Raw genomic sequence first — 24,227 nt, 5'->3', positions numbered from 1 at the left:
GTCGGCGGTTGCCCTGTGGCCGGCCGGGGGGCCTGTGCAGGCACCGGTCCCGGCGGTGTCGGCTCCCGCCGCCTTGCCGGCGACGAGCCAGCCGGCGGCGCCCGCGAAAGCTGCGGCGGCACCGGCTCCCGCAGCACCCGCGGCGCCCAGCTTCGACGTGGTGCGGGTGGCGCCCGACGGGGCGACGGTGATGGCCGGCCGCGCGGCGCCGGGATCGCAGGTGACGGTCACCGACGGCGGCACCCCGGTCGCCACCGCCAAGGCCGACCAGCGCGGCGAATGGGTGATGCTGCCCGACAAGCCGCTGGCCCCCGGCACGCGCGAACTGAACCTGACGGAGGCCCGTCCCGGGATCGACACGCCGGTGCCGGCCGACAAGGTGGTCGTGGTGATGGTGCCCGACCCGGCAGCCAGGCCCACGGCCGAACAGATCACTGCGACCCAGGCCACCGCGACCGACTCGGTGTCGCAAGGAACGGCGGTGGCCGTGGCGGTTCCGCGCGACGGGCTGTCCGGCGCGCCGGCATCCATGGGCGGCAGTTCGGTTCTGCAGGCTCCGCCGGTCCCGGCCAACGGGGCGCCGCCGCCGCCGGGCGGCGTGTCGGTGGAGACGATGGACTATGATCCCGCCGGCCGCGTGGCGCTGGGCGGGCGGGCGGCGCCCAACAGCGCGGTGCAGCTCTATCTCGACAACATCCTGGTCGGCAGCGCCCACACCGATCCCAAGGGCGGCTGGCGCCTGATTCCGGAAAAGCTGATCGATCCCGGCGTCTACACCCTGCGCGCCGATCAGGTCACCCAGTCCGGCAAGGTGGTGGCGCGGGCCGAACTGCCGGTCCAGGTTTCCGCCTTGCCCGCCGGGACCGCCGACGGGCGCAGCATCGTCGTGCAGCCCGGCAACAGCCTGTGGCGGCTGGCCCGCCGCACCTATGGCGACGGCATGCTCTACACCACCATCTACACCGCCAACCGCGAGCAGATCCGCGACCCGGACCTGATCTATCCCGGCCAGATTTTCTCGCTGCCCCAGGTGAATTGATCTGTGAACTGACTGGTGAACCGACCGGGGGCCGCCGGCTCAGTCCGGCGGCAGGCGGCCGATGGCGGCCCAGCCCAGCGGGGTCAGGCGCAGCATCTCCGGTCCCTCGCCGGCCGGATTGGTCTCCAGCGCCACCAGTTCCCGATTCTCGAACCACGCCCAGCGCGCCACCTCGGCGGTGGTGCCGGGCCAGCCGTCGGCAAGCCGCTTCAGCACTTCGAGATCGGCCGACGCGATGGGGAAGCGCGGCTTGGGCGTCAGCGGTTTCGCCGCCGAAGCAGGAACGGCTGCCGGCAGAGGTGGGGCGTCGGCCCCGGCATGGGCGCGGATCCAGTCGGTCTGGTAGCTGCGGAGCGCCTGCTCCAGCTCGCTCCGCGCCGCATCCACCGGGCAGCGCAGATAGGCGTCCAGCAGGGCGTGCAGCGTGTTCTTTGCGTCGCTCATGGTCCGAATATCCCTAAAGGGCAGCTTGGCCGGGAAGTTCCCCGCCGCGGCAGCGTCAAAGCCAACCCGTCCGCCGGAAACGGATATATAGGCCGGCGCAGATGGCGGCGATCACGGCGAGCACCGCCGGGTAGCCGTACCGCCAGTGAAGCTCCGGCATATGCTCGAAGTTCATGCCGTAGAGGCCGGCGATGGCCGTCGGCACGGCGAGGATGGCGGCCCAGGCGGCCAGCTTGCGCGTCACGTCGTTCTGCCGTGCGGCAGCCAGGATCATACTGGTTTCGAAGGCGAAGGACAGCACCTCGCGCAGCGATCCGATCTGTTCGTTGACGCGGATGACATGGTCCTGCACGTCGCGGTAATAGGGGCGGATCGCCGGGTCGATCATCGGCAGGTCGAAGCGATCCAGCCGCGAACAGACCTCCAGCAGGGGCGAGGCGTTGCGGCGCAGCCGCTCCAGGTCGCGGCGCAGCTGGTGGATGCGCTCGATCTCCGCCGTTCCGGGCGGACGGGCGATCAATTGGGCGTCCAACTCCTCCACCATCGCCGCCATCTGGTCGAGGACGGGAGCATAGCAGTCCACCACATAGTCCATCACGGTGTAGACGACGAAGTCCTCGCCATGCTTCAGCAGATGCGGCGCGCTTTCGGCCCGCACGCGCACCGGCGAATAGCTGGTCGATGCGCCGTGCCGCACGGTGACGACATAACCGCGCCCGGCGAAGACATGGGTTTCGCCCAGCACCAGTTCCCCCTGTTCCAGCCGGGCGGTGCGCAGGACCATGAACAGGCTGTCGCCATAGACCTCCACCTTCGGGCGCTGGTGGGCGTGCAGCGCGTCCTCCACCGCCAGCTCGTGCAGGCCGAACTGGCGTTTCACCTCCATCAGCAGCGCCTCGTCCGGTTCCCACAGGCCGATCCAGACGAAATGCCCGTCCTTCGCGGCCCAGGATCCCGCCTCCGCGATCGGCACGTCGGCGATGCGCCGGCCGTCGCAATAGGCGGCGCTGGCCATGACGGGGTCGTGGGTGGGAACGGGGGAGGGCGGCAAGGTCATGGTGCGGAAAACCGGACTGCGGGCGGCGGAGTGGCCGCACTCTAAAGAGGTTCCCCGGCAGCGTCGACGACTCCGATGGTGCCGGCCGGGCGGACCGGGCGTCCCGCGCGTTGTCCCTGCCAAGGACCAGTTTCGGATCGGGAAGGGGAAGGACGATGTTCCAATCGGCGGCGCGCGGCATGTATCTGCTGGCGGCGGTGACGCTCAGCCTGTTCGCCCTGCTGTTCATCGGCCTGTCCGCCCTGACCGTGGTGGAGGGGATGGTGGCGCTGGACAGCCACGCGCTGACCTCGGCCATGCTGGAAGGGGTCGGGATGATCGTGCTGGCCATCGCCGTCTTCGAGATCGCCAAATACCTCTACGAGGAGGAGATCGTGCGCGAACGTGAACTGCGCCGCGCCGACGAGGCCCGCCGCACCCTGACCAAGTTCCTGACCACCATCATCATCGCCGCCAGCCTGGAAGGGCTGGTCCTGGTGTTCGAAGCGCGCACCAGCGAGATCTCCGCCATCGTCTATCCGGTGATGCTGCTGGGGGTGGTCACGCTGCTGGTAGTCGGGCTTGGCGCCTTTCAGTGGCTGGCGCGCAAGGCCGAGAGCATCCATGTCGATCCCGCCGCCTCCGAAGCGGACGCGGCGGAGGACGGCAAACAAAGCGAAAAGGACGAAACCGCCAAGGCATAGGCCGACAAGACAGGACGCCGGAGCCGGAGCGTCCGCCTTTTGCCATCATTGACCCGGCCATGCCGCCTGCGCCAAGCTTGCCGGCATCCAAGGTGGTAGAGGGAGAAGGGGCATGCCCCGCGATACGGGCAACTACACGGCCGTCTACGGGTTTCCGGAGTCGGCGGACGCGGCGCGCCGGCTGGCCCAGGCACTGGACATTCCCTGCCACATCGCCGAGTTGCACCGCTTTCCCGACGGCGAGAGCCTCGTCCGCCTGCCCGAGCCGGTCGAGCGCGCCATCGTCTACCGCTCGCTCGACCGCCCGAACGACAAGCTGGTTGAACTGACGCTCGCCTCCTCCGTGCTGCGGCGCCAGGGGGCAACCGACCTCTGTCTGGTGGCGCCCTACATGGCCTACATGCGCCAGGACGCCATCTTCAAGCCGGGCGAGCCGGTCAGCCAGACGGTGGTCGGGGAGTGGCTCGGCCGCTGCTTCGACCGGTTCGTCTGCGTCGAGCCGCACCTGCACCGCACCCACACGCTGGACGAGGTGTTCGTCGGGCGCCCTTCCATCGCGCTGAGCGGCGCGGCGCCCATTGCCGACCACCTGCGCGCCGCCGGCGTGGCGCCCGGCACGGTGATCGTCGGCCCCGACGAGGAGTCCGCCCCGTTGGTGGAGGCGGTGGCCGGCCCGCTCGGCCTGACCGGCGTGGTCGGGCGCAAGGAACGGCGCGGCGACCGCGACGTGACGGTGGCGCTGCCGCCCGATGCGCCGATCCATGGCCGCCCGGTGGTGATTGTCGACGATGTCATCAGCTCCGGCGAGACGATCTTCTCCTGCGCGCGGGCCGCGCGGGTGCTGGGGGCCGACACGGTCCGGGTGTACGGCGTCCATGCCCTGTTCAACGACACCGTCGCCGGACGCTTCGCGGCGGAAGGGCTCGGCCGCCCGCTGTCCTGCGATAGCGTGCCGCACCCGTCGAACGCTTTGTCCCTCGGCGGCCTGATCGCAGAAGCCATTCAATCATTCGCAGTCAAATGATCGCTCCCGGAATGCGGCCTCTGTAGACGGCCCGGCATCGCAGAGATGCCTGATGAGGAGGCAGGTGCGACCATTATGCGCAGCCCATTGCCGATCCTTCGATCCATTACGGCCGGCCCTGGGTTGCCATTTACGATGATCGTCATATAACTGTCGCCGGATGCATCGCGGCTTCGCGCTGATTGTGCGTATGCCGTATCAATGGTGTGGATGGGCGACATGGCGGCTGATGGGCGGGCACTTCGGGCGGACGCGGGCTTCTTCGGACTTGAGGCGGAGGAACGCGGACTGCTGGCGAGCATGGGGCGGCTGATCGACCGCAGCCTGCCCGACCTGTCCGAGCGCTTCTACGCCCACCTCTCGCGATGGCCGGAGACCCGCAAGCTGCTGGACGCCCACGGCGACCTGCCCCGGCTGAAGCGGCAGCAGGCCGATCACTGGCGCCTGATGTTCCAGGATGCCGGTTCGCCGGCGCACGAGGCCCGCTGCCGGGCTGCCGGGGAGGCGCATCTGCGCATCGGGCTGGAACCGTCCTGGTACATCGGCGCCTATGGCGTTGTGCTGAGCGATCTGCTGGCCCTGGTGCAGGGCGCGCTTCGCTGGCGCCCGGCCACGGCGCGGCGGGCGGTGGCGGCGGTTGCCCGCGCGGTGTCCTTCGACATGGACCGGACCCTGGCGGGCTACGGCCTGTCGGCGGCCGGAACCGCCGGTGGTGCCGGATGCGGGCGGCCGCTGGGCGACTTCGCCGCGGCGCTGATGGACCGCACCATCGACGTGGCGATGGCCATCAACGAATCGGCAGTCGCCAACGCCCAGATGGTGGGCCAGTTGCGCGCGGTCGATCACGAGTCCCAGGGCATCGCCGCCGCGACCGAGGAGACGGTGACCGGCATCCAGGAGATCTGGGCGCGCAGCCGCGACGTCGCGGCGCTTGCCGGGGAGGCGCGGTCGGTGACCGCCGACGGCGGCCACACCGTTCAGCAGGCGGTCGCCCGCATGGAACAGATCGCCACCGCGGTGGACGGGGCGGCGACGCGGGTCGGGGAGCTGTCGGTCGCCTCCGAACGCATCGCGGAGATCGTCTCCACCATCGAGGCGATCGCCAAGCAGACCAACCTTCTGGCCCTGAACGCGACCATCGAGGCGGCGCGGGCGGGGGAGGCCGGCAAGGGCTTCGCCGTGGTGGCGAGCGAGGTGAAGAACCTGTCCAACCAGACCGCCCGCGCGACCGAGGACATCCGCCTGCGCATCGACGCGCTGAAGGCGGAAATGGGCGCCATCGTGGCATCGATGGAGGACGGCACCCGCGCCGTCGCCGCCGGCCAGCAGGCGATCCGCGAAGTCAGCGAGCGCATGGCCGACATCGGCGACCATATCGGCCGCACCGAACAGCGCATGTCCGACATCGCCAGCATCCTGACCCAGCAGTCCGCCGCCGCTAACCAGGTGGCTTCCGGAACCGCACGCATCGCCGAAAGCAGCGCGACCAACAGCGCCGCCATCCTGCGCAGCGTCCAGGCGACGCGCGGCGTGGAGACCCTGCTGGGCAACCAGTTGACCCAGCTGATGGAGCAGGACATCCCCGGCAAGATCGTGAAGATCGCCAAGGTCGACCACGTCATCTGGAAGAAGCGGCTGGCCGACATGCTGGTCGGGCTGGAAACCCTGCGTCCGGATGAACTGGCGAGCCACGAGGCCTGCCGGCTGGGCAAATGGTATTACGGCCCGTCCTCGATGGCCTATCGCGCCCATTCCGCCTTCGTCCGGCTGGAAACCCCGCACCGGCTGGTCCACGACCACGGCAAGGCCGCCGCCCGCGCCTTCCTGGCCGGCGACATCGACCGCGCCCTGGCCGAGGTGGCGGAGGTGGAGCGGGCGTCCAAGGACGTCATCGACCTGCTCGACACGCTCGACAAGGCCGGGCTGGGGAACGCCCCGACGCCGGCCGCCGCGGTCGGGTTCTGAAGGCGGCTTCCGACCGGCGGGTAACACTAACGATCGGGGCAGGTTCTGGTGTAGGCTGGCCGCCATAGGCGGGGCGAGCAAGGGCGGCCCGGCAAGGATGCGCGAGGGCGGGCCGTTGAGCGGAGGGGAGTGATGTCGAAGGTGACGGACGTCGTGCTTCGGATGTCCCGGAAGCTGACGGAAGACATCGCCGCCCTGGGCCGGCTGCGCGCCGCGGGAAAGCCGAAGACCTTTCCGCGCTTCCGCGAGATCCGCGCGGCCTATCTGGACATCCAGGGGCTGATCTTCTCGATCCAGGAAAGGCTGGAAGCCGCCGGGAAGGAACTGCCGCCGAATTTCCCGCAATGGGTTCTCCGGCAGAAGCTGAGCGCCATCGCCATCTTCACCGACATCAGCCATTCCTTCGTCAGCGATCCGCCGCTGGCGCTGACCTCCTCGCTGGGTGCCTTCGACGTGCTGGTGGCGGAGCAGAAGGCCTTCAACGAGACCCTGCACACCTTCGACACGATGCTGATGGAAGCGGGCATCGACGACAAGACCGCCGACGAACTCGATGCGACCCGCACCAAGATCGAGCAGATCCTGGGCATGATCGAAACGCTGCTGCTGACCAGCCCCAAGATCCTAGAGGAGTTCTGATGGCGGAACCGGCAGCCGATCCCGCAGTCGATCAACCTGCGGACCGCCCGCCGGCCTCCCGCTCGGAACCCTCCTTCCGGCGCTTCCTGCGCAATCTGCCATTGCCGGCCGTCATTCCCGTTCTGGCATTGATTGCCGGCTGCGGCCTGTCCGTGCTGGCGATGCTCCAGTCCGACCGCCTGCTGACCCGCGAGGAGGAGCACCGCTTCGCCGCGCGGGCCGAGGAGATTCACGGCCAGCTGGCCGACCGGCTGCAGGTCTACCAGCAGGTCGCCCGCAGCGCCGCGTCGCTGGTGATGACCTTCCCCGACCTGCATTGGACGCAGTGGAACCGCTTCGTCGAAGCGCTGGACATGCCGCGCCGCTATCCCGGCATCATTTCCGTCGCCTATGCCCGCGCCGTTCCGGCGACCCGTTCCGGCGAACTGGTGGCGGCGATGCGGGCGGCCGGCCTGACGAATTTCCGCATCTGGCCCGAGAGCGCGGGGGCGGAGCGGGTGGTCAACATCTTCACCGCCCCGGTCGACGAGGCGAATGTGCGGGCCATCGGCTTCGACATGATGTCGGAAGCGACGCGGCGCTCCACCATCGAGCGGGCGCGCGACGGCGGCGAGCCGGCCGCCACCCGCGCGATCACGCTGAAGATCGACGAGGCGGCGGGGGCGAAGCCTGCCTTCATCCTTTATCAGGCGACCTATCGCGGCGATCCGCTGCCGCCGTCGCTGGAAGCGCGGCAGGCCTCCTTCACCGGCGTGGTTCTGGTTCCGGTGCGGATCGGTCCGCTGGTGGAGGGGCTGGTCGACGAAAAGCGGCCGGACACCGGCATCGAGATCTACGACGTGCCGCCGGCCGAGGCGGAATTCCCGCTCTACCGCAGCCGGCGTCCGCTGGAAACCACGGCCGCCATCAGCCTGATGCGGGAACTGCCGGTGGGCGGGCGGGTCTGGACCGTGCGCTACGACAGCCTGCCCGATGGCGTGCTGACCGCCCATGAATGGGTGCCGGGGGCGCTGCTGGCCGGCGGGATCGCGCTGAGCATCGCGCTGTCGCTGGTCCTGCGCATGATGCTGGCGACCCATTCCCGTGCGGTCGAACTGGCGGGGGAGATGACGGCCTCGCTCCGCCTGCAGGAAGCGGAACGGCAGCAGCTGTTCACCCAGGCGCCGCTGGGGATTGCGCTGGTCGGCACGAACGGCCTCCTGACCGACTGCAACCCGGCCTTCGCCGCGGCCGCGGGGCTGGTGCGGGAGGAACTGCTGGGCGCCGACCTGCGGCTGCGTTTCGGCGACCAGGCGTCCGTCTTCGCGCTGGAAGCGGCGCTGCAGGGGGAAAGCGGCAAGCTGGAGTCCGACCAGCCGCTGGTGCTGGGCGGGCGGCGCAGCCATTTCAGCCTGCATTTCCAGCCCGTCACCCTGACGGAAGAGCTGAAATTCGTCCTGGCCTTCGCCGAAGACATCGGCGAGAAGCGCCGGGCGGAACAGCACATCCAGTATCTGGCGCATTTCGATGCGCTGACCGGCCTGCCCAACCGCGTCCTGCTGTTCGACCGCATCTCCCAGGCCCTGCGCGAGGCGAGGCGCGAGGGCAGCAAGGTGGCGGTGCTGTTCATCGACCTCGACCGCTTCAAGGTGATCAACGACAGCCTGGGCCACAGCTTCGGCGACGAGGTGCTGCGGTCGGTGGCTCGGCGGCTGCAGTCGGGATTGCGCGAATCCGACACGGTCGGGCGGCTGGGCGGCGACGAGTTCCTGATCGTGCTGCGCCGGGTGATCGAACCGGAGGATGCGGCGCGCGTGGCGGAGAAGGTGGTGGCGCATCTGGCCAGCCCCTTCACCGTCGGCGGCCAGAATTTCGTGGTGACGCCCAGCATCGGCATCAGCCTGTATCCCGACGACGCCGACGACCCGGAAGGGCTGATCCGCTGCGCCGACATCGCCATGTACCACGCCAAGGAAAATGGCCGGAACGGCTTCCGCTTCGTCACCAAGGAGATGGGCGCCAGGTCGCGTGAACGCATGGATTTGGAGGGAAGCCTGCGCGACGCCATCCGCGAGGGGCAGCTGTTCCTGGTCTATCAGCCGCAGGTCGATACCCTGACCGGCCGGATCGTCGGGCTGGAGGCGCTGATCCGCTGGCGCCACCCGGAGGAGGGGCTGATCCTCCCCGGCCGCTTCCTGCCGGTGGCGGAGGAGACCGGACTGGTGCTGGCGATGGGCGACTGGGTGCTGTTCGAGGCCTGTGCTCAGATCCGGCGCTGGCGCTCGCGGCTCGACCTGTCGATCCCGGTGGCGGTCAACGTTTCCGGTGCCCAGTTCCGCGATGGGCAGCTGCCGGCCAAGGTGGCCCGCGCGCTGGACGCCAACGGCCTGAGCGGGCCGGAACTGGAGATTGAGGTGACGGAAAGCACCCTGATCGACGACGTGGAGTCGGCAGCGGCGACGCTGGGGGCATTGAAGCAGCGCGGCGTGCTGATCGCGCTGGACGATTTCGGCACCGGCTATTCCAGCCTCAGCTACCTGCACCGGCTGCCGATCGACAAGCTGAAGATCGACCGCTCCTTCATCCACGACCTGTCGACCGGGGCCAGCGACGCCTCCGTCCCGCGCGCCATCGTCGGGCTGGGCCGCAGCCTGGGCCTGTCCGTCATCGCCGAGGGGGTGGAGACGCAGGAACAGCTGCAGCTTCTGCGCGACCTTGCCTGCGAAAGCTATCAGGGCTTCCTGTTCAGCCGCCCCGTCCCGGCCGACGAAGTGGAATGGCTGCTGGGCAGGCAGGGCGCTGCCCATGCGGTGGCGGTGGAGTGAGGCGAGGGACGGTAACGGTACCCCGGTGACGGTACCGTCACTGTCGGATCGGCGAGACAGGCAGGAACATCACGGTGTCGGTTCGTGCCCGGCTTGCAAAGCCCTGGTCGAACGTAGCCAGCTTGGCCGCTTTGGCTCTCTCCGCTTCGTACAGGATCACGCCGTCGGCGAAGTCTCCCCCCGCAGCCAGCAACTGCAGCCCGGATTCGGCGGCAGCGCGGTCGGTCTCGACGGTCCGGCTTTCGATCAGGGTTTGCAGGGTCGCGACGATTTCCGTCGCCTTGTAGCGGTAAGCACGCCTCAACACCCAGACAAGCTCGCAGAGCACGACGGTTGAGATGAAGACCATTTCCGCTTCTTCAATCACCTGTGCGGCTTGGGCGGCCTGCTCCGGATCGTCCCAAGTCAGGAAGCGAACCAGTACATTCGTATCAACGGCAATTTTCACGGTTCTTCAGCCTGCCCGCCGCCCTGCTCAATGGCTTCCTGCATCATCTGCAAGGTCACGGGCACCTGACCGGGGCGGCGCAGGGCACCCCGCAGCCGGGCGAGGTCCGGCCGTCCGCCGGCCGGGCGCAACTCGGCCCGTCCATCAGGGAGAAGTTCCACATCGACACGTTCGCCGGGTTTGACGCCCAAATGGTCGAGGACGGCTTGCCTCAGGGTAATCTGCCCCTTGGCAGTAACGGTCAGTTCCACCCTCATAGCGGCATTCCTTGGTAAGGATGAGTCTACCTTACTGTAAGGTGTCCGGGGTCGTTCATCAAGTGGGGAGCCATATCGACCCGGACGGCTCCTCAGAACCGAAGCCCGTCGTCACCACCCATCAGCCCCAGTGTCGCCAGCGCCATCACCTGGGCCGAGTGCACCATGTCGTCGATGCCGACCCATTCATCGGGCTGGTGGGCGAGGTCGAGGATGCCGGGGCCGTAGGCGATGCAGTCCTTCAACTGGCCGACGCGCACCACATGCTTCTGGTCGTAGGTGCCGGGGGAGACGACATGCTGCGCCGGGCGGCCCAGCACCGTTTCGATGGCGGCGGCAACCGCCCGCACCACGGGGGCGTCGGCATCGGTCATCGTCGGCAGGAAGGCCAGGACTTCGCGCAGCTCGTACTCGAATCCGGGGCGGCTGCGGCGCAGATCCTCCAGGATGGCGACGATCTCGCCGCGGACCGCCTCGGGATCCTCCTCGATCAGGTAACGGCGGTCGATCACCATGCGGCAGCGGTCGGGCACCATCGGGCTGGGCAGGCCGTCATGGTCTTCGCGCTGGCCGCCGTGGATGGCGTTGATGTTGATGGTGGACTGGCGCGCTCCTTCCGGCACCACCGGCATGTCGGTGCGCTTGGCGGCGAGGCGGGGGATCAACTCCGTCTCGATCCGGTGCAGCACGGCGCCCATGTGGCGCACCGCGCAGTTGCCGAGGAAAGGCATGGAGCCGTGGGCGACGCGCCCCTTGGTCTCGATCTCCGCCCACCAGACGCCGCGATGGCCGATGCAGACGCGGTCGACGTTCAGCGGCTCCGGAATGATGACGTGGTCGACCCTGGGCCGGGAGAAATAGCCGAGCTTCGCCAAATGGCCGACGCCGCCGTAGCCGCCCGATTCCTCGTCCACCGTGCCGGAGATCTCCAGCGCGCCGGCGGTCAGCAGCCCTTCCTCCAGCAGTGACTCCACAGCGATGATCGAGGCGGCGATGCCGCCCTTCATGTCGCAGGCGCCGCGGCCATAGACCCGCCCGTCCTTCACCACCCCGCCGAAGGGATCGACGGTCCAGCCCTGGCCGGCCGGCACCACGTCGATATGGCCGTTGAAGTGGACGCAAGGGCCCGGCCGCGGCGCTTCGATGCGGGCGACGACGTTGGTGCGGGGATAGCGGTCGCTGTCGCCGGCCGCGCCCTCCGCCCGCACATACTCCACCGTGAAGCCGCGCGCCGCCAGCCGCCGGCCGATCAGCTCGGCACAGTCGGTGTAGACGTCGCCGGGCGGGTTGACGGTGGGCACGCGGATCAAGGCCTGGGTCAGGGCGACCAGATCGTCGCGCCGCGCCTCGATACGGCGGAACAGCTGGCTGGTCGCGGCGTCGGTGTCGGAGCGCATGGCCTCTCCCGCGGCAAGGACGCAATCAGTGTCGCCCCAAGCGGATGGTCCGTCCACCCCGCCTTTCGGGAACGGTGTTTGTGCGGCGCACTTTCCCGGACCGGCCGGGGCCGCTACAGTCGCGACGCCCCCCAGCGGAGAGTTCCCGTCATGACCGTCACGCACCCCATCGGGCTGAGCGCCCCGACCCTGGCCGACCCGGTGATCGCCGAGGCCGCCGCCCGCTTCGTCGCCGCCCGCCGCAGCGCGACCGGGCTCGACGAGTTTCCCGGCCCGTTGCCGGCCGATCTCGCCACCGCCTACGCCATCCAGGCGACGGCGACCGCGGCCTGGCCCGACGAGGTCACCGGCTGGAAGGTGGCGCGGGTGCCCCCGGCGTTGGAGGAGGCGCTGGGCGCCATGCGCTATATCGGTCCGATCTTCGCCGGAACGGTGGCGACCGCCGATGGCGGAACGCTGAGCTTTCCGGTGATTCCCGGCGGCTTCGGCGCGGTGGAGGCCGAGTTCGCGGTGCGCATCGCCGCCGACGCACCCGCCGACAAGCTGGACTACAGCCCGGCGGAGGCCGCGGCCTTCATCGCCGCCGTCCATGCCGCCGTCGAGGTGGCGGGTGGCCCGCTGTCGCCGGTCAACGAACTGGGGCCGACCGCCTCGACCGCCGTCTTCGGCAACAACAACGGCCTGATCGTCGGCGAGGAGATCGTCGGCGGGCTCGAAGGCGCCGATGCCCTGCGGGCCGAGGTTCTGATCGATGGGCAGAGCGTCGGCGTCGGCAGCGCCGCCAAGCTGCCGGGCGGCATCGCGGCCGCGGTCGCGGTGGCGCTGAGCATGGCGGTCCGGCTCGGTCGGCCGCTGAAGGCGGGGCAGTGGGTGTCCACCGGCGCCTTGACCGGCGTGCATTCCATCGCCATCGGCCAGCAGGCGCGGATCGCCTTCACCGGCCTCGCCCCGATGAGCGGCACCGCCGTCACCGCGACGCCTGCCGCCTGAAGGTCCAGACGCTTCACCATCAGCGTCGCGGATTGTGCAATCCAGGGTGGGGCGGAGGGCATGGCCGTCCGCCGCCTTGGGGCGAGCCAAACGGGCGCGGGGATGCTTGAATGGCGTTCCCTCTCCCGTCGCCGGATCCAAACACCTTGTCCCAAACCAGCGCATCCCAGGCCAGCCTGCCGTCCGATGGCGCCGCCGCGGCGTCCGTCCTGCCGCCGGTCCAACTGCTGGCCGGTCTCGGGCTTGCCGTGGCGGGGGTGGTGGCCTTTTCGCTGCGGCCGGTCATCATCAAGCTGGCCTACCGCTACAATGTCGATCCGGTGACGCTGATCATGCTGCGTATGGTCTTCGCGCTGCCCTTCTTCTTCGGCATGGCGCTGTGGTCGGGGGCCAGGAAGGGAGAGCGCGCGCCGGTTTCCAGGCGCGACCTCGCCCTGACCATCGGGCTCGGCGTCACCGGCTATTACGCCGCCAGCTTCTGCGATTTCCTGGGGCTGCGCTACGTTTCGGCCGGGATGGGGCGGCTGCTGCTGTTCCTCTACCCGACCATCGTCGTCCTGCTGTCCGCCATGTTCCTCGGCAAGCGGATCGGCCTGCGCGAGGTGGTGGCGCTGGTCGTCTCCTATGCCGGCGTCGCGCTGGTGGTGTGGTCGGAGGTCGGGACCGGCCATCCCAACTTCATGGCCGGGGCCGGGCTGGTCTTCATGGGAGCCTTCCTCTATTCGGTCTATCTGGTCGGCAGCAGCCGGGTGGTGCAGCGGATCGGCTCCATGCGCTTCACCGCCTATGCGATGACCGCGGCCTGCCTGTGCTGCATCCTGCAATTCGCCGTGCTGCGGCCCCTGTCGGCGCTCGACCTGCCGCTGCAGGTCTACTGGCTGTCGGCGGTGATGGCGGTGGTCTGCACCGTGCTGCCGGTGCTGATGACGGCCGAGGCGCTGCGGCGGGTCGGCCCCAATCTGGTGGCGCTGAGCGGCGCCATCGGTCCGGTGGCCGCCGCCGTCTTCGGCTATCTGGTGCTGGCGGAGCCGATGGGCTGGCTGCAGCTGGCCGGCGCGGCCCTGACCGTGGCCGGCGTCATGATCATCACGCTGTGGAAGACCGCCTGAGGCCATTCTTTCAGCCGTCGGCGGAATAACGGGCTTTCCGCCATCGTCACCTGTTCCAAGTGAAACCGGGATAAGGGACCAGTGCGATGACCAACCATGCGACGACGCCGGGCGGCTTCGCCACCGGTGCGGGAACCGCCACCGCCGGACAGGACGCGCTGCTTCTGGCGGCCCGCGTCCTGCTTGGCGCCATTTTCGTGCAGAGCGGCTTCGGCAAGCTGATGGCGCTCGGCGGCTTCATCGCCGGGATGGAGAGCCAGGGCGTGCCGATGGCCATGATTCTCGCACCCATCGGTGCGCTGGTGGAGGCGTTCGGCGGGCTGGCCATCGTGCTTGGGGCCTGGACCCGGCTGGCGGCGCTGCTGGTCGCGGCCTTCACCGTCGCCGCGACCCTGATCGCCCACCGCTATTGGGACGTCCCGCCGGAGGCGATGAAGATGCAGCAGACGCAGTTCATGAAGAACCTCGCCATCATCGGCGGCTTCCTGGCGCTGGCCGCGGCGGGGGCCGGGCGTTTCAGCATCGACGGCTGGCGCGCCCGCCGCTGACCTCAGTTGCGGGTCTCACTCATCGTATGCCATCAGCGAGACGCTGGGCACGTCGATGCGGTCCCGGCCATTGAGGAAGGTGAGCTCCACCAGGAAGGCGGCGGCACGGACGTCGGCGCCGACCTGACGGAGCAGGTTGATGGCGGCGACCATGGTGCCGCCGGTCGCCAGCAGGTCGTCCAGCACAACCACGCGCTGGCCGGGCTTCACCGCGTCCGCCTGCACCTCGATGGTGTCGGTGCCGTATTCCAGGTTGTAGGAGTGGGCGATCTTGTCGCCCGGCAGCTTGCCGTGCTTGCGCACCATGATGAACCCGATGCCCAGCGCCAAAGCCAGCGGGGCGGCGACCAGGAAGCCGCGCGACTCGATTCCGACCAGAAGGTCCGGCTTGTGCGGGCGCACGGCCTCGGCCAGCTCGTCGATGGCGGCCTTCCAGGCGGCGCCGTTCGCCAGCAGCGGCGAGACGTCGTAGAACAGGATGCCGGGCTTCGGGAAGTCCGGAATGCCGCGGATGTGGTCTTTCAGGTTCATCGGAAATCTTGTCCGTAAAGGGTCTGGTGCCGGCATGAAAAGCCGGGTCCGCCGCCCGGCACTCTAGCGGCTGCCTGCCTGCGCGGAAAGACGCGATTGGCCGCGGTGGCCGGCACGGGGCATAGCCGCCGTGCTGCGCGGCTATGCCGCATGGGGTTGACCATTCGGCGGTGCTCCGCCACGTTCGAGACGCACCGGTCGGTGTGCGGATGCGTGCGGCGGAGCCTGTGGCTGTAACATTGGCGAAGGACGGAGCGGCGGCGGAGACGGCCCGGATCGATGCCGGGCCGGACGACGGCGGCTGGCGGATCGGTGCCGCCGGGCGCTGGACCCTGCACGCGGCCGGGTCCGCGTCGGACGCGCTGGACCGGGCGCAGAAGCCGCAGGGTGGTGCCGCAGTGCGGCTCGACCTGTCGCGGGTGGAGGCTCTCGACACCGTCGGCGCCTATCTGCTGAACCGGTTGGCCGACCGGCTGGAGGCGGAAGGGCATGCGGTGAAGGTGGTCGGGCTGAAGCCGGAGCATGCCGCCCTGTTCGGCGCGGTGCGCGATGCCGGCAAGGCGCCGCCCCATGCGATCGAGCGCGACCACCACCCCATCCTGGACATGGTCGTCCGCACCGGGCAGACGACGGTGAACGCCGGCAAGGAAATGCTGGACCTCGTCGGCTTCCTCGGCCTGGTTACCGTTACCTTCGGCCGGCTGATCCTGCGCCCGTCGCGCCTGCGCCTGACCTCCGTCCTGTTCCATATCGAGCAGACCGGGCTGAACGCGCTGCCGATCCTGGGGCTGCTGTCCTTCCTGATCGGCGTGGTGCTGGCCTTCCAGGGGGCGGACCAGCTGAAGCGCTTCGGGGCGGAGTTGTATGTGGTCAACCTGCTGGGCATCTCCGTCCTGCGCGAGATCGGCATCCTGATGACGGCGATCATCGTCGCCGGCCGCTCCGGCTCCGCCTTCACGGCACAGATCGGCACCATGAAGGTGAACCAGGAGGTCGACGCCATCGGCACCATGGGCCTAGACCCGATCGAACTGCTGGTGGTGCCGCGGGCGCTGGCGCTGATGATCTCGCTGCCGCTGCTGGCCTTCTACGCCGACGTGATGGGTCTGTTCGGCGGGGCGGTGATGGCCTATGCCACGCTGGACATCACCTTCGGGCAGTTCATCCGCCAGCTTCACAGCGCCGTCGGCATCAACACGGTGATCGCCGGGCTGATCAAGGCGCCGGTCTTCGCCCTGGTGATCGCCATGGTCGGCTGTTACGAGGGGTTGAAGGTCTCCGGCAGCGCCGAAAGCGTCGGCATCATGACCACCAAGGCGGTGGTGGAGGGGATCTTCCTGGTGATCGTCATCGACGCGGTGTTCTCCGTCGTCTTCTCGATGCTGGGGGTGTGATGGACGCGCCCCCCGTCATCCGGGTGCGGGGGCTGGTCACCCGCTTTGGCCCGCAGACCGTCCATGACGGGCTCGACCTTGACGTGGAGCGGGGGGAGGTGCTGGGCGTCGTCGGCGGGTCCGGCACCGGCAAATCGGTGCTGCTGAAGGAAATCCTCGGCCTGATCGCGCCGTCGGCCGGCCGGATCGAACTGCTGGGCCACGACACCGCCGACCTCGACCGGACGGAGCGCACGGCACTGCAGGCCCGCACCGGCGTGCTGTTCCAGAACGGCGCGCTGTTCAGCTCCATGACGGTGGCGGAGAATGTGATGCTGCCGCTGAAGGAGCACACCGATCTGCCGCCGGCGCTGATCGCCGAGGTGGCGCGGGTGAAGATTGCGATGGCCGGCCTGCCGCCCGATGCCGGGACCAAGCATCCGGCCCAGCTGTCGGGCGGCATGATCAAGCGCGCCGGTCTGGCCCGCGCGCTGGCGCTCGACCCCGACATCCTGTTCCTGGACGAGCCGACCGCCGGCCTCGACCCCATCGGCGCTGCCGCCTTCGACACGCTGATCCAGGGGCTGCAGCGCAGCCTGGGGCTGACGGTTTTCATGGTCACCCACGATCTGGACAGCCTGACCTCCATCTGCGACCGCATCGCGGTGCTGGTGGACCGCAAGATCCGGGTGGGGACATTGGCCCAGCATCTGGCCGATCCGCATCCCTGGATCCGCGACTACTTCCACGGACCGCGCGGACGCGCGGCGCTCGACGCGAAAGAGCGCAACGACGCTCGGCATCGTGGTGAAAATGAAGACGCTCCGCGTCTTGCGAAAGGGTAGGGACACGCCATGGAAACCCGCGCCAGCTATATTCTGGTCGGCAGCTTCGTGCTGGCGCTGGTCGCCGGCCTGCTGGTCTTCACCGCCTGGATCGCCAAGGTCCAGCTGGACGAATCGCGAGAGACCTACCGCATCTACTTCACCGGCTCCGTCACCGGCCTGCAGCAGGGAAGCCCGGTGCGCTACCGCGGCGTGCCGGTGGGCACGGTGTCGGACATCCGGCTCGACCCCGACAACGTGACGCGGGTGCGGGTGACGGTCCAGGTGCAGAACGGCACGCCGATCATGTCCGATTCCATCGCTTCGCTGGAGGTGCAGGGCATCACCGGCGGCGCCTATGTCCAGATCTCCGGCGGGACGGTGGGGGGCAAGCATCTGACCGCCACCGATTCCGACGGGGTGCTGACCATCCCGTCGCGGCCAAGCTCGCTGACCGCTGTGGTGGACAGCGCGCCGCAGCTGGTCAACCGCGCGCTGGAGGTCATCACCAGGCTGGGCGAGCTGCTGAACGGCGAGAACCAGAAGGCCATCGGTGAAATTCTGGACAACGCGCGCATCCTCAGCGGCGAGCTTGCCCGGGCCGGCTCCGGCCTGGAGGAGACGATGGCCCAGGCGCGGCAGACGCTGAACGGCTTCGAGACCGTCGGTCCGCAGCTGGACCGCACGCTGGCCCAGGCGCGGGAATCGCTGGCGACGGTGGACGGCAGCGCCAAGCAACTGACGGGGGAAACGCGCGAGCTGATGCGCTCGCTGAAGCGCACCTCCGACACGCTGAACGGCCTGATGGCCGAAAATCGCGAGCCGGTGCGCGACTTTACCGCCACCGGGCTGTATGATTTGACGCTGCTGATCTCCCAGCTGCGCGACCTGTCCGGGCAGCTGTCGCGGGTGATCACGCGGATCGAGAACGACCCTTCGAACTTCCTCTTCGGCGGGACGCGGCAGGGTGTGGAGGTGCGTGGAAAATGACGGGAGCGGCGATCTTGCGGAAGGGGACGGGCAAAGGGGCAGCGCGGCCGGCGCTGTGCGTGGTGGCGGGGGCCGTCCTGCTGCTGGGGCTTGCCGCCTGCTCCACGCTGAACCCGACGGCGCCGCAGCTCTACACCCTGACCCCGCGCGCCAGCATCGGCCCCGGTCCCAAGGCCGACTGGCAGCTGCTGGTGGAGACGCCGGCCGCCGCCGCCGGGATCGACACGCCGCGCATTGCGCTCGCCCGCACGCCGACCTCGCTGGATTACTTCGCCGACGTGTCCTGGGCCGACCGGGCGCCCAACATGGTGCAGGGGCTGATCGTCCAGACCTTCGAGGACAGCGGGCGGATCATCTCGGTCGGGCGCGACACGGTGGGCTTGCGCTCCGACTATGTGCTGAAGTCGGAGCTGCGCGACTTCCAGGCGGAATATGGCACGTCGGGGGCAGCATTGCCGGACCGGGTGCATGTGCGCCTGTCGGCCAAGCTGGTCGCCATGCCGCGCCGGACCATCGAGGCGGGCGAGACCTTCGAGGCGTCGGTCCCGGTGCGCGGCCGGTCCTTCACCGACATCGTCGCCGCCTTCGACGAGGCGCTGGGCCGCGTCACCGGCGACTTGGTCACCTGGTCGCTGTCGCAGCGCTTCCGCCCCTCCGGCAGCTGACCGGCCAAGCGCAGGCTCGGCTGCAACGCCAAGTGCCGCAGCGGAAAAGACCTTGCCACATCCGCATAGCCGCGTACGTAATGGGGGTGTTCGCGCAGCGCAGGATCGGGCGATGACGGATTTGTCGGACGTGTCCCGGGAAGAGTTGGAGGCGATGGCCGAGGCGGGACGCGAGGTGCGCCTGTGCCAACGCGTCCTGGCCAAGACCGGCGACACGGTGGTGGGCGAACTTCTGCGCGGCCACGGCACGCTGTACGAGTGGAAGCACTATCCGCCGGGCGACATCTACGACGCCGAATTCCACGCCCAGTATTATTACCACTGCCATCCCGAAGGCGAGCGGCCCAACGGGGAGCATGGGCATTTCCACACCTTCCTGCGGCCCCACGGCATGCCGTCCGGCCTGAGGCCAGCGCCGCTGCCCGATTTCCAGCCGCCGGAGAACGACAACGACGCGCTGTCGCACCTGATCGGCATCGCCATGGACGTCGCCGGCCAGCCGGTGCGCCTGTTCACCACCAACCGCTGGGTGACGGGGGAAACCTGGTACGGGGCCGACGACGTGATCGCCATGCTCGACGCCTTCGAGGTCGACCATGCCCGACCGTCCTGGCCGGCCAACCGGTGGATCACCGCGATGATGCGGCTGTTCCGCCCGACCATCGTCGGCCTGCTGCGCGAGCGGGACACCGCCATCCGGCGCTGGGCCGACGCGCATCCAGACGCCTACGTCTACGAGGACCGCGGGCTGGAGGTCGCCTCCCAGCGCCACATCTCGGTGGAGGAGCAGATCGCCGAGGTCGCCATCCACCTGCGCGGTGCCCGCCGCCGCCGCCCGATCCTGCCGGAACCGCCCAGCTTCGTCGAGCTGCCCTGATCCTTCCGACGATCTATGTCCCGCCGGCGTTAATGAAGGTTCAACCGTTTCGGAAGATCCTTGACGGTGTGGACAAGTCTCCGCCCACATCCGCGCGGGTATCGCCTCTTCGCGACAGATATGGAGACGGACCAGGGCAGGAAGGGTCCCGGACCCATGAGTGACGGTATGAAGTCGGGTCATCTGACCCAGGAGGACGTGGTGCGGCTGCTGGCCGACCCGTCGCCGAACAGCCGGACCGATCTGGCCGCCAAGCTGGCCCAGCAGTTCGACAGCCCCGAGCTGTCGCAGGCCGAGCATAAGCTGGCGGAGGACATCATCCGCCTGATGGTCAACGACACGGTCCTGCGCGTCCGCCAGACCCTGGCCGAGAACCTGAAATCCAGCCCGTCCCTGCCGCGCGACGTGGCGTTGAACCTTGCCCGCGACGTGGAGGCGGTGGCTATCCCGCTCCTCAGCGTCTCCACCGTGCTGACCCCGGCCGATCTGGTCGAGATCGTGCGGTCGGGCGCCGAGGCCAAGAGCACCGCCATCGCCCAGCGCCCGACCGTGCCGGCGGTGGTCGCCGACGCGCTGATCGAAAGCGGGTCCGAACGCGCCGTCGCCGCGCTGGTCGCCAACGAGGGGGCGGAACTGGGCGAGCAGAGCCTGGGCCGCGTCATCGACCGCTTCGGCGCCAGCGAGGCGGTGCAGGACCCGCTGGTCCACCGCTCCAGGCTGCCGATCACCATCGCCGAACGGCTGGTCGCCGTGGTGTCGGAACGGCTGCGCCAGCATCTCGTCGCCCACCATGAGCTGCCGGCCAAGGTCGCGTCGGAGTTGATCCTGCAGAGCCGCGAACGGGCGACCGTGGCGCTGTTCACCGGAGAGAGCGACGAAGGCGCCCTGGACCGGCTGGTGGGCCAGCTCGCCCGTACCGGCCGCCTGACACCCTCGCTGCTGCTGCGCTCGCTGTGCACCGGCGACATCGCCTTTTTCGAGATGGCCATGTCGCGCATGGCGAACGTGCCGCTGACCAACGCCCGCCTGCTGATCCACGATGCCGGCCGGCTGGGGCTGAAATCGCTGTACGACAAGGCGAAGCTGCCGCCGGCCCTGCTGCCGGCCTGCCGGATCGCCATCGATGTGCTGAAGGAGACGCCCTATGACGGCGAGCCCGGCGACCGCGAGCGTCACCGCCGCCGCGTGATCGAGCGCATCCTGACCCAGTACGAGGATCTCGCGCCCGAGGATCTGGAATTCCTGCTGGCGAAGCTGGGCGATATCATGCAGCCGGAAAACGCCGCGGCGTGACCGACCGGTCGGTTTTCATGGACGCAAGCTCCGCCGGGCCGGCGGAGACCGTCCGCCCTCTCGAAGCCCGCGTGGCCGAGCTGGAGGCCGCCCTGCGGCAGAGCGAGGCGCGGGCGGGCGAAGCGCGTTTCCGCTCCCTGGTGCAGACCGCGGCCAGCATCATCCTGGTCCTGGGCGAGGACGGCCGCGTGCAGGAGGCCAACCGGGAAGCCGAACGCGCCTTCGGCATGGACGGGGGCGGCGCCATCGGCCGCCATTGGACGGAGGTGATGGGGGAGCGCCCGACCGGCGCCTTCGCCGCCCAACTCGCCATCGCCGTCCAGGGCACGGAGATCCGCAACTTCGAACAGGCGCTGCGCGAGCAGGACTGCATGAGCGAGCGGGTGTTCCTGTGGAACCTGAACCGCCTGCCGGAGGCGGACGGCGTGGCACCGGGCATCCTGTGCGTCGGCCAGGACATCACCCGGCGCAAGCGGGCGGAACTGGCCCTGCGGCAGGCCCGCGACGAGCTGGAGATGCGCGTCGCCGAGCGCACCCGCGCGCTGATGCAGGAAATCCAGGAACGCCGCCGCGCCGAACAGGCGCTGATCCAGGCCAAGGAGCAGGCCGAACTGGCCAACCGGGCCAAGAGCGAGTTCCTGGCCAACATGAGCCACGAGCTGCGCACGCCGCTGAACGCCATCATCGGTTTCTCCTCGATGATGGAAAGCGAGATCGTCGGGCCGCTGGGCCATCCCAAATACCTCGACTATGCCAAGGTGATCGGCAAGTCGGGGCAGCATCTGCTGGCCGTCATCAGCGACATCCTGGACGTCGCCAAGATCGAGGCGGGGAAGCTGGAGATGCATCCGCAGCCGATGGACGTCCGCGACGCGGTGGAAAGCTCGCTGCTGCTGATCGCCGAACGGGCGGAGGAAAGCGGCCTGACCCTGACCCAGGACATCGCCCCCGATACGCCGCACCTGCTGGGCGACCCGGTGCGGGTGAAGCAGATCCTGCTGAACCTGCTGTCCAACGCCGTCAAGTTCACCCCCGCCGGCGGCGGCATCGCGCTGCGCGTCCGACCGGAATGCGGCCGCATCCTGATCGAGATCGCCGACACCGGCATCGGCATGAACGCCGAAGGCATCGCCGTGGCCCTGCAGCCCTTCGGTCAGGTCGACAGCCAGTTGTCCCGCCGCTCCGGCGGCACCGGGCTGGGCCTGCCGCTGGTCCGTTCCTTCGTCGATCTGCTGAACGGCACGCTGGACATCCGCAGCCGCGAAGGAGAGGGCACGACGGTCAGCGTGCGCCTGCCGGTGGCGCCGCCCTATGACGGCGAGTGATCGAAATCAGGGACGATAGCCGCTTGCATGCCGCCACGCGGCGAGCCACTTTGCCTGCTTGAATAGACGACAGGCGGGGTGGGTTATGGCGGTCAGCCGGGATGATCTGAAGACGCGCATCGGGCAGGCGCTGGGCGAGGCGAAGGCCGATCTGGTCATCAAGAACACGCGCTTCCTCAATGTCGTGACCGGCGAGATCGCCGAGGGCGACATCGCCGTCTGCGGCGAGGTCATTGTCGGCACCTACGAATCCTATGACGGGGTGGAGGAGATCGACGGGCGCGGGCTGACCGTGGTTCCGGGGTTCATCGACACCCACGTCCATTGCGAATCCACCTGCGTCACCCCGCAGGAGTTCGACCGCTGCGTCCTGCCGCGCGGCACCACCACCGCCATCTGCGACCCGCACGAGATCTGCAACGTGCTGGGCGAGCGGGGGCTCAGCTATTTCCTGGACAGCGCCGGCGGGACGACGCTCGACCTGTTCGTGCAGCTGTCCTCCTGCGTGCCGGCGACGGAATTGGAGACGTCCGGCGCGCGGCTGGAGGCGCCGGACCTGATCCGTCACATGGACCATCCCCGCGTCCTGGGGCTGGCGGAGTTCATGAACTTCCCCGGCGTCTTCCACAAGGTGGATGGGGTGCTGGACAAGCTGGCTGCCTTCGACGGTCGCCACATCGACGGCCACGCCCCGCTGGTGTCGGGGAAGGAGCTGAACGCCTACCTGTCCTGCGGCATCCGCAACTGCCACGAGACCACCAGCGCGGCGGAGGCGATGGAGAAGCTGCGCAAGGGCATGCAGGTGCTGATCCGAGACGGGTCGGTGTCGAAGGACGTCCATGCCCTGGCCGAGGTCATCAATCCCGAGACCTCGCCCTTCCTGGGCTTCTGCACCGACGACCGCAACCCGCTGGACATCGCGGAGGAGGGGCACATGGATCACCTGATCCGCAGCGCCATCCGCCTCGGCGCGCCGGTCGCCCATGTCTACCGCGCCGCCACCTGGTCGGCGGCCCGCGGATTCCGCCTGTACGACCGCGGGCTGGTGGCTCCGGGGCATCGCGCCGACTTGGTCCTGCTCGACGATCTGGAGGACTGCGCGGTCAACCGGGTCATCCGCAACGGCAGGATCGTCGGCCCGCACAGCTTCGACGGCCGGCCGGCGGTGACGCCGGTGGGGCTGGATTCGGTGAAGCTGGAGCCGGTGGCGGAGGAGGATTTCGCCGTCCCGGCCGGCGGGTCGATCCAGTCGGTGATCGGGCTGGAGCCGGGCAGGATCCTGACCGAGCACCGGCGGATCGAGGTGCCGGTGGTGGGCGGCCGGATGGTGGCCGATCCGTCGCGCGACCTGCTGAAGATCTGCGTGTTTGCCCGCCATGGCAGCAACCGCAACATCGGCCGCGGCTTCGTCCAGGGCTTCGGCTTCGCGGAGGGCGCGCTGGCGTCGTCGGTCGGGCACGACAGCCACAACATCTGCGTGGTGGGGGCCAGCGATGCCGACATGCGCATCGCCGTCAACCGGCTGATCGAGCTGCAGGGCGGCTTCGTCGCCGTGCGTGACGGCAAGGTGGTGGGCGAGCTTGCCCTGCCGCTGGCCGGGCTGATGAGCCTGGAACCCTTCGAGGCGGTGGAGGGGAAACTGCGCACCCTGCGCGCCGCCGTCCGCGCCATGGGCTGCCCGCTGGCCGAACCCTTCCTGCAGCTGGCCTTCCTGCCGCTGCCGGTCATTCCGCATCTGAAGATCACCGACCGCGGCATGGTCGATGTCGACCGCTTCGAGTTGATTGCCGCCTGAACGGGCGGGTTGCCCGGGAATGAGGCAGAGGCGCAGGGAATGGGCGGGGCCTGGTCGTTCTGGGAAACGGCACGGTCATGCAGACGACTCCCCCTCTCCCCTTGTGGGAGAGGGCTGGGGTGAGGGGTCGCAAACTCAAGCATTCCATCG

General features: G+C 69.1%; 23 protein-coding genes. 17 read left to right on the top strand and 6 right to left on the bottom strand.

What is annotated here, in order from left to right:
• The first annotated feature begins 34 nt into the window (after positions 1-34).
• Positions 35-1,039 carry a LysM peptidoglycan-binding domain-containing protein gene (locus VD964_RS17675; RefSeq protein WP_324869826.1) on the top strand — a complete coding sequence of 335 codons (1,005 nt, stop codon included), beginning with the start codon at positions 35-37 and terminating at the stop codon, positions 1,037-1,039.
• 39 nt (positions 1,040-1,078) lie between these two features.
• Here the strand turns inward: VD964_RS17675 and VD964_RS17670 are convergent, their stop codons facing one another.
• Positions 1,079-1,483 carry a hypothetical protein gene (locus VD964_RS17670; protein WP_324869825.1) on the bottom strand — a complete coding sequence of 135 codons (405 nt, stop codon included), beginning with the start codon at positions 1,481-1,483 and terminating at the stop codon, positions 1,079-1,081.
• A 55-nt stretch (positions 1,484-1,538) separates the two neighbouring features.
• Positions 1,539-2,540, bottom strand: a complete 1,002-nt coding sequence (corA, locus tag VD964_RS17665; protein ID WP_324869824.1) for a magnesium/cobalt transporter CorA — start codon at positions 2,538-2,540, stop codon at positions 1,539-1,541.
• A 155-nt stretch (positions 2,541-2,695) separates the two neighbouring features.
• Here corA and VD964_RS17660 point away from each other — a divergent pair, with 155 nt between their 5' ends.
• From VD964_RS17660 to VD964_RS17640, 5 genes are all read left to right on the top strand, one after another.
• Complete coding sequence (locus VD964_RS17660; protein ID WP_324869823.1) at positions 2,696-3,223, top strand: hypothetical protein; 528 nt, start codon at positions 2,696-2,698, stop codon at positions 3,221-3,223.
• Positions 3,224-3,335: 112 nt separating this feature from the next.
• Entirely contained in the window at positions 3,336-4,247 is a 912-nt protein-coding gene (gene prs, locus VD964_RS17655; RefSeq protein WP_324869822.1) for a ribose-phosphate diphosphokinase, read from the top strand.
• Between the two features lie 219 nt (positions 4,248-4,466).
• Positions 4,467-6,212, top strand: a complete 1,746-nt coding sequence (locus VD964_RS17650; protein WP_324869821.1) for a methyl-accepting chemotaxis protein — start codon at positions 4,467-4,469, stop codon at positions 6,210-6,212.
• A gap of 132 nt (positions 6,213-6,344) precedes the next feature.
• Positions 6,345-6,851 carry a hypothetical protein gene (locus VD964_RS17645; RefSeq protein ID WP_324869820.1) on the top strand — a complete coding sequence of 169 codons (507 nt, stop codon included), beginning with the start codon at positions 6,345-6,347 and terminating at the stop codon, positions 6,849-6,851.
• A complete protein-coding gene (locus VD964_RS17640; protein WP_324869819.1) occupies positions 6,851-9,655 on the top strand; it encodes a bifunctional diguanylate cyclase/phosphodiesterase in 2,805 nt (934 codons plus the stop codon). Before VD964_RS17645 ends, VD964_RS17640 begins: the two co-directional genes overlap by 1 nt.
• A 37-nt stretch (positions 9,656-9,692) precedes the next feature.
• Here VD964_RS17640 and VD964_RS17635 read toward each other — a convergent pair whose 3' ends face one another.
• The 3 genes from VD964_RS17635 to VD964_RS17625 form a co-directional block, all read right to left on the bottom strand.
• Positions 9,693-10,103, bottom strand: coding sequence for a type II toxin-antitoxin system VapC family toxin (locus VD964_RS17635; protein ID WP_324869818.1), 411 nt, complete (start codon positions 10,101-10,103; stop codon positions 9,693-9,695).
• Entirely contained in the window at positions 10,100-10,360 is a 261-nt protein-coding gene (locus VD964_RS17630) for an AbrB/MazE/SpoVT family DNA-binding domain-containing protein (protein WP_324869817.1), read from the bottom strand. The genes VD964_RS17635 and VD964_RS17630 overlap by 4 nt, the downstream gene beginning before the upstream one ends.
• Before the next feature lie 92 nt (positions 10,361-10,452).
• Positions 10,453-11,757: an acetylornithine deacetylase/succinyl-diaminopimelate desuccinylase family protein gene (locus VD964_RS17625; protein WP_324869816.1), complete on the bottom strand. Its 1,305-nt coding sequence runs from the start codon at positions 11,755-11,757 to the stop codon at positions 10,453-10,455.
• A 150-nt stretch (positions 11,758-11,907) separates the two neighbouring features.
• On the opposite strand from VD964_RS17625, the gene VD964_RS17620 reads away from it, so the two are divergent.
• The 3 genes from VD964_RS17620 (at position 11,908) to VD964_RS17610 (ending at position 14,404) form a co-directional block, all read left to right on the top strand.
• On the top strand, positions 11,908-12,747 hold the full coding sequence (locus VD964_RS17620) for a 2-keto-4-pentenoate hydratase (RefSeq protein WP_324869815.1): 840 nt from the start codon (positions 11,908-11,910) through the stop codon (positions 12,745-12,747).
• 146 nt (positions 12,748-12,893) lie between these two features.
• Entirely contained in the window at positions 12,894-13,856 is a 963-nt protein-coding gene (locus tag VD964_RS17615; RefSeq protein ID WP_324869814.1) for a DMT family transporter, read from the top strand.
• 86 nt (positions 13,857-13,942) lie between these two features.
• Positions 13,943-14,404 carry a DoxX family protein gene (locus VD964_RS17610; protein ID WP_324869813.1) on the top strand — a complete coding sequence of 154 codons (462 nt, stop codon included), beginning with the start codon at positions 13,943-13,945 and terminating at the stop codon, positions 14,402-14,404.
• Positions 14,405-14,419: 15 nt separating this feature from the next.
• Here the strand turns inward: VD964_RS17610 and VD964_RS17605 are convergent, their stop codons facing one another.
• Positions 14,420-14,935: an adenine phosphoribosyltransferase gene (locus VD964_RS17605; protein ID WP_324869812.1), complete on the bottom strand. Its 516-nt coding sequence runs from the start codon at positions 14,933-14,935 to the stop codon at positions 14,420-14,422.
• Positions 14,936-15,162: 227 nt separating this feature from the next.
• Between VD964_RS17605 and VD964_RS17600 the strand changes: the two genes are divergently transcribed.
• The 8 genes from VD964_RS17600 (at position 15,163) to ade (ending at position 24,077) form a co-directional block, all read left to right on the top strand.
• A complete protein-coding gene (locus tag VD964_RS17600) occupies positions 15,163-16,329 on the top strand; it encodes an MlaE family lipid ABC transporter permease subunit (protein WP_324869811.1) in 1,167 nt (388 codons plus the stop codon).
• Positions 16,329-17,153 carry an ABC transporter ATP-binding protein gene (locus VD964_RS17595; RefSeq protein ID WP_324869810.1) on the top strand — a complete coding sequence of 275 codons (825 nt, stop codon included), beginning with the start codon at positions 16,329-16,331 and terminating at the stop codon, positions 17,151-17,153. Before VD964_RS17600 ends, VD964_RS17595 begins: the two co-directional genes overlap by 1 nt.
• A gap of 9 nt (positions 17,154-17,162) precedes the next feature.
• Complete coding sequence (locus VD964_RS17590) at positions 17,163-18,122, top strand: MlaD family protein (protein ID WP_324869809.1); 960 nt, start codon at positions 17,163-17,165, stop codon at positions 18,120-18,122.
• Positions 18,123-18,136: 14 nt separating this feature from the next.
• Positions 18,137-18,787: an ABC-type transport auxiliary lipoprotein family protein gene (locus VD964_RS17585; RefSeq protein WP_324869808.1), complete on the top strand. Its 651-nt coding sequence runs from the start codon at positions 18,137-18,139 to the stop codon at positions 18,785-18,787.
• Positions 18,788-18,899: 112 nt separating this feature from the next.
• Positions 18,900-19,664, top strand: a complete 765-nt coding sequence (locus tag VD964_RS17580; protein ID WP_324869807.1) for a DUF6969 family protein — start codon at positions 18,900-18,902, stop codon at positions 19,662-19,664.
• A 156-nt stretch (positions 19,665-19,820) separates the two neighbouring features.
• The gene (locus VD964_RS17575; protein WP_324869806.1) at positions 19,821-20,957 is read left to right on the top strand and encodes a DUF2336 domain-containing protein; all 1,137 of its coding nucleotides are present in this window, start codon (positions 19,821-19,823) and stop codon (positions 20,955-20,957) included.
• 17 nt (positions 20,958-20,974) lie between these two features.
• Positions 20,975-22,282, top strand: a complete 1,308-nt coding sequence (locus tag VD964_RS17570; RefSeq protein WP_324869805.1) for a PAS domain-containing sensor histidine kinase — start codon at positions 20,975-20,977, stop codon at positions 22,280-22,282.
• A gap of 85 nt (positions 22,283-22,367) precedes the next feature.
• Complete coding sequence (ade, locus tag VD964_RS17565) at positions 22,368-24,077, top strand: adenine deaminase (protein WP_324869804.1); 1,710 nt, start codon at positions 22,368-22,370, stop codon at positions 24,075-24,077.
• Positions 24,078-24,227: the final 150 nt, after the last annotated feature.

Origin of the sequence: Azospirillum sp. (assembly GCF_035628975.1) — a bacterium.
Taxonomy (GTDB): Bacteria; Pseudomonadota; Alphaproteobacteria; order Azospirillales; family Azospirillaceae; genus Azospirillum.
This window is presented reverse-complemented; position numbering and strand designations above follow the sequence as displayed.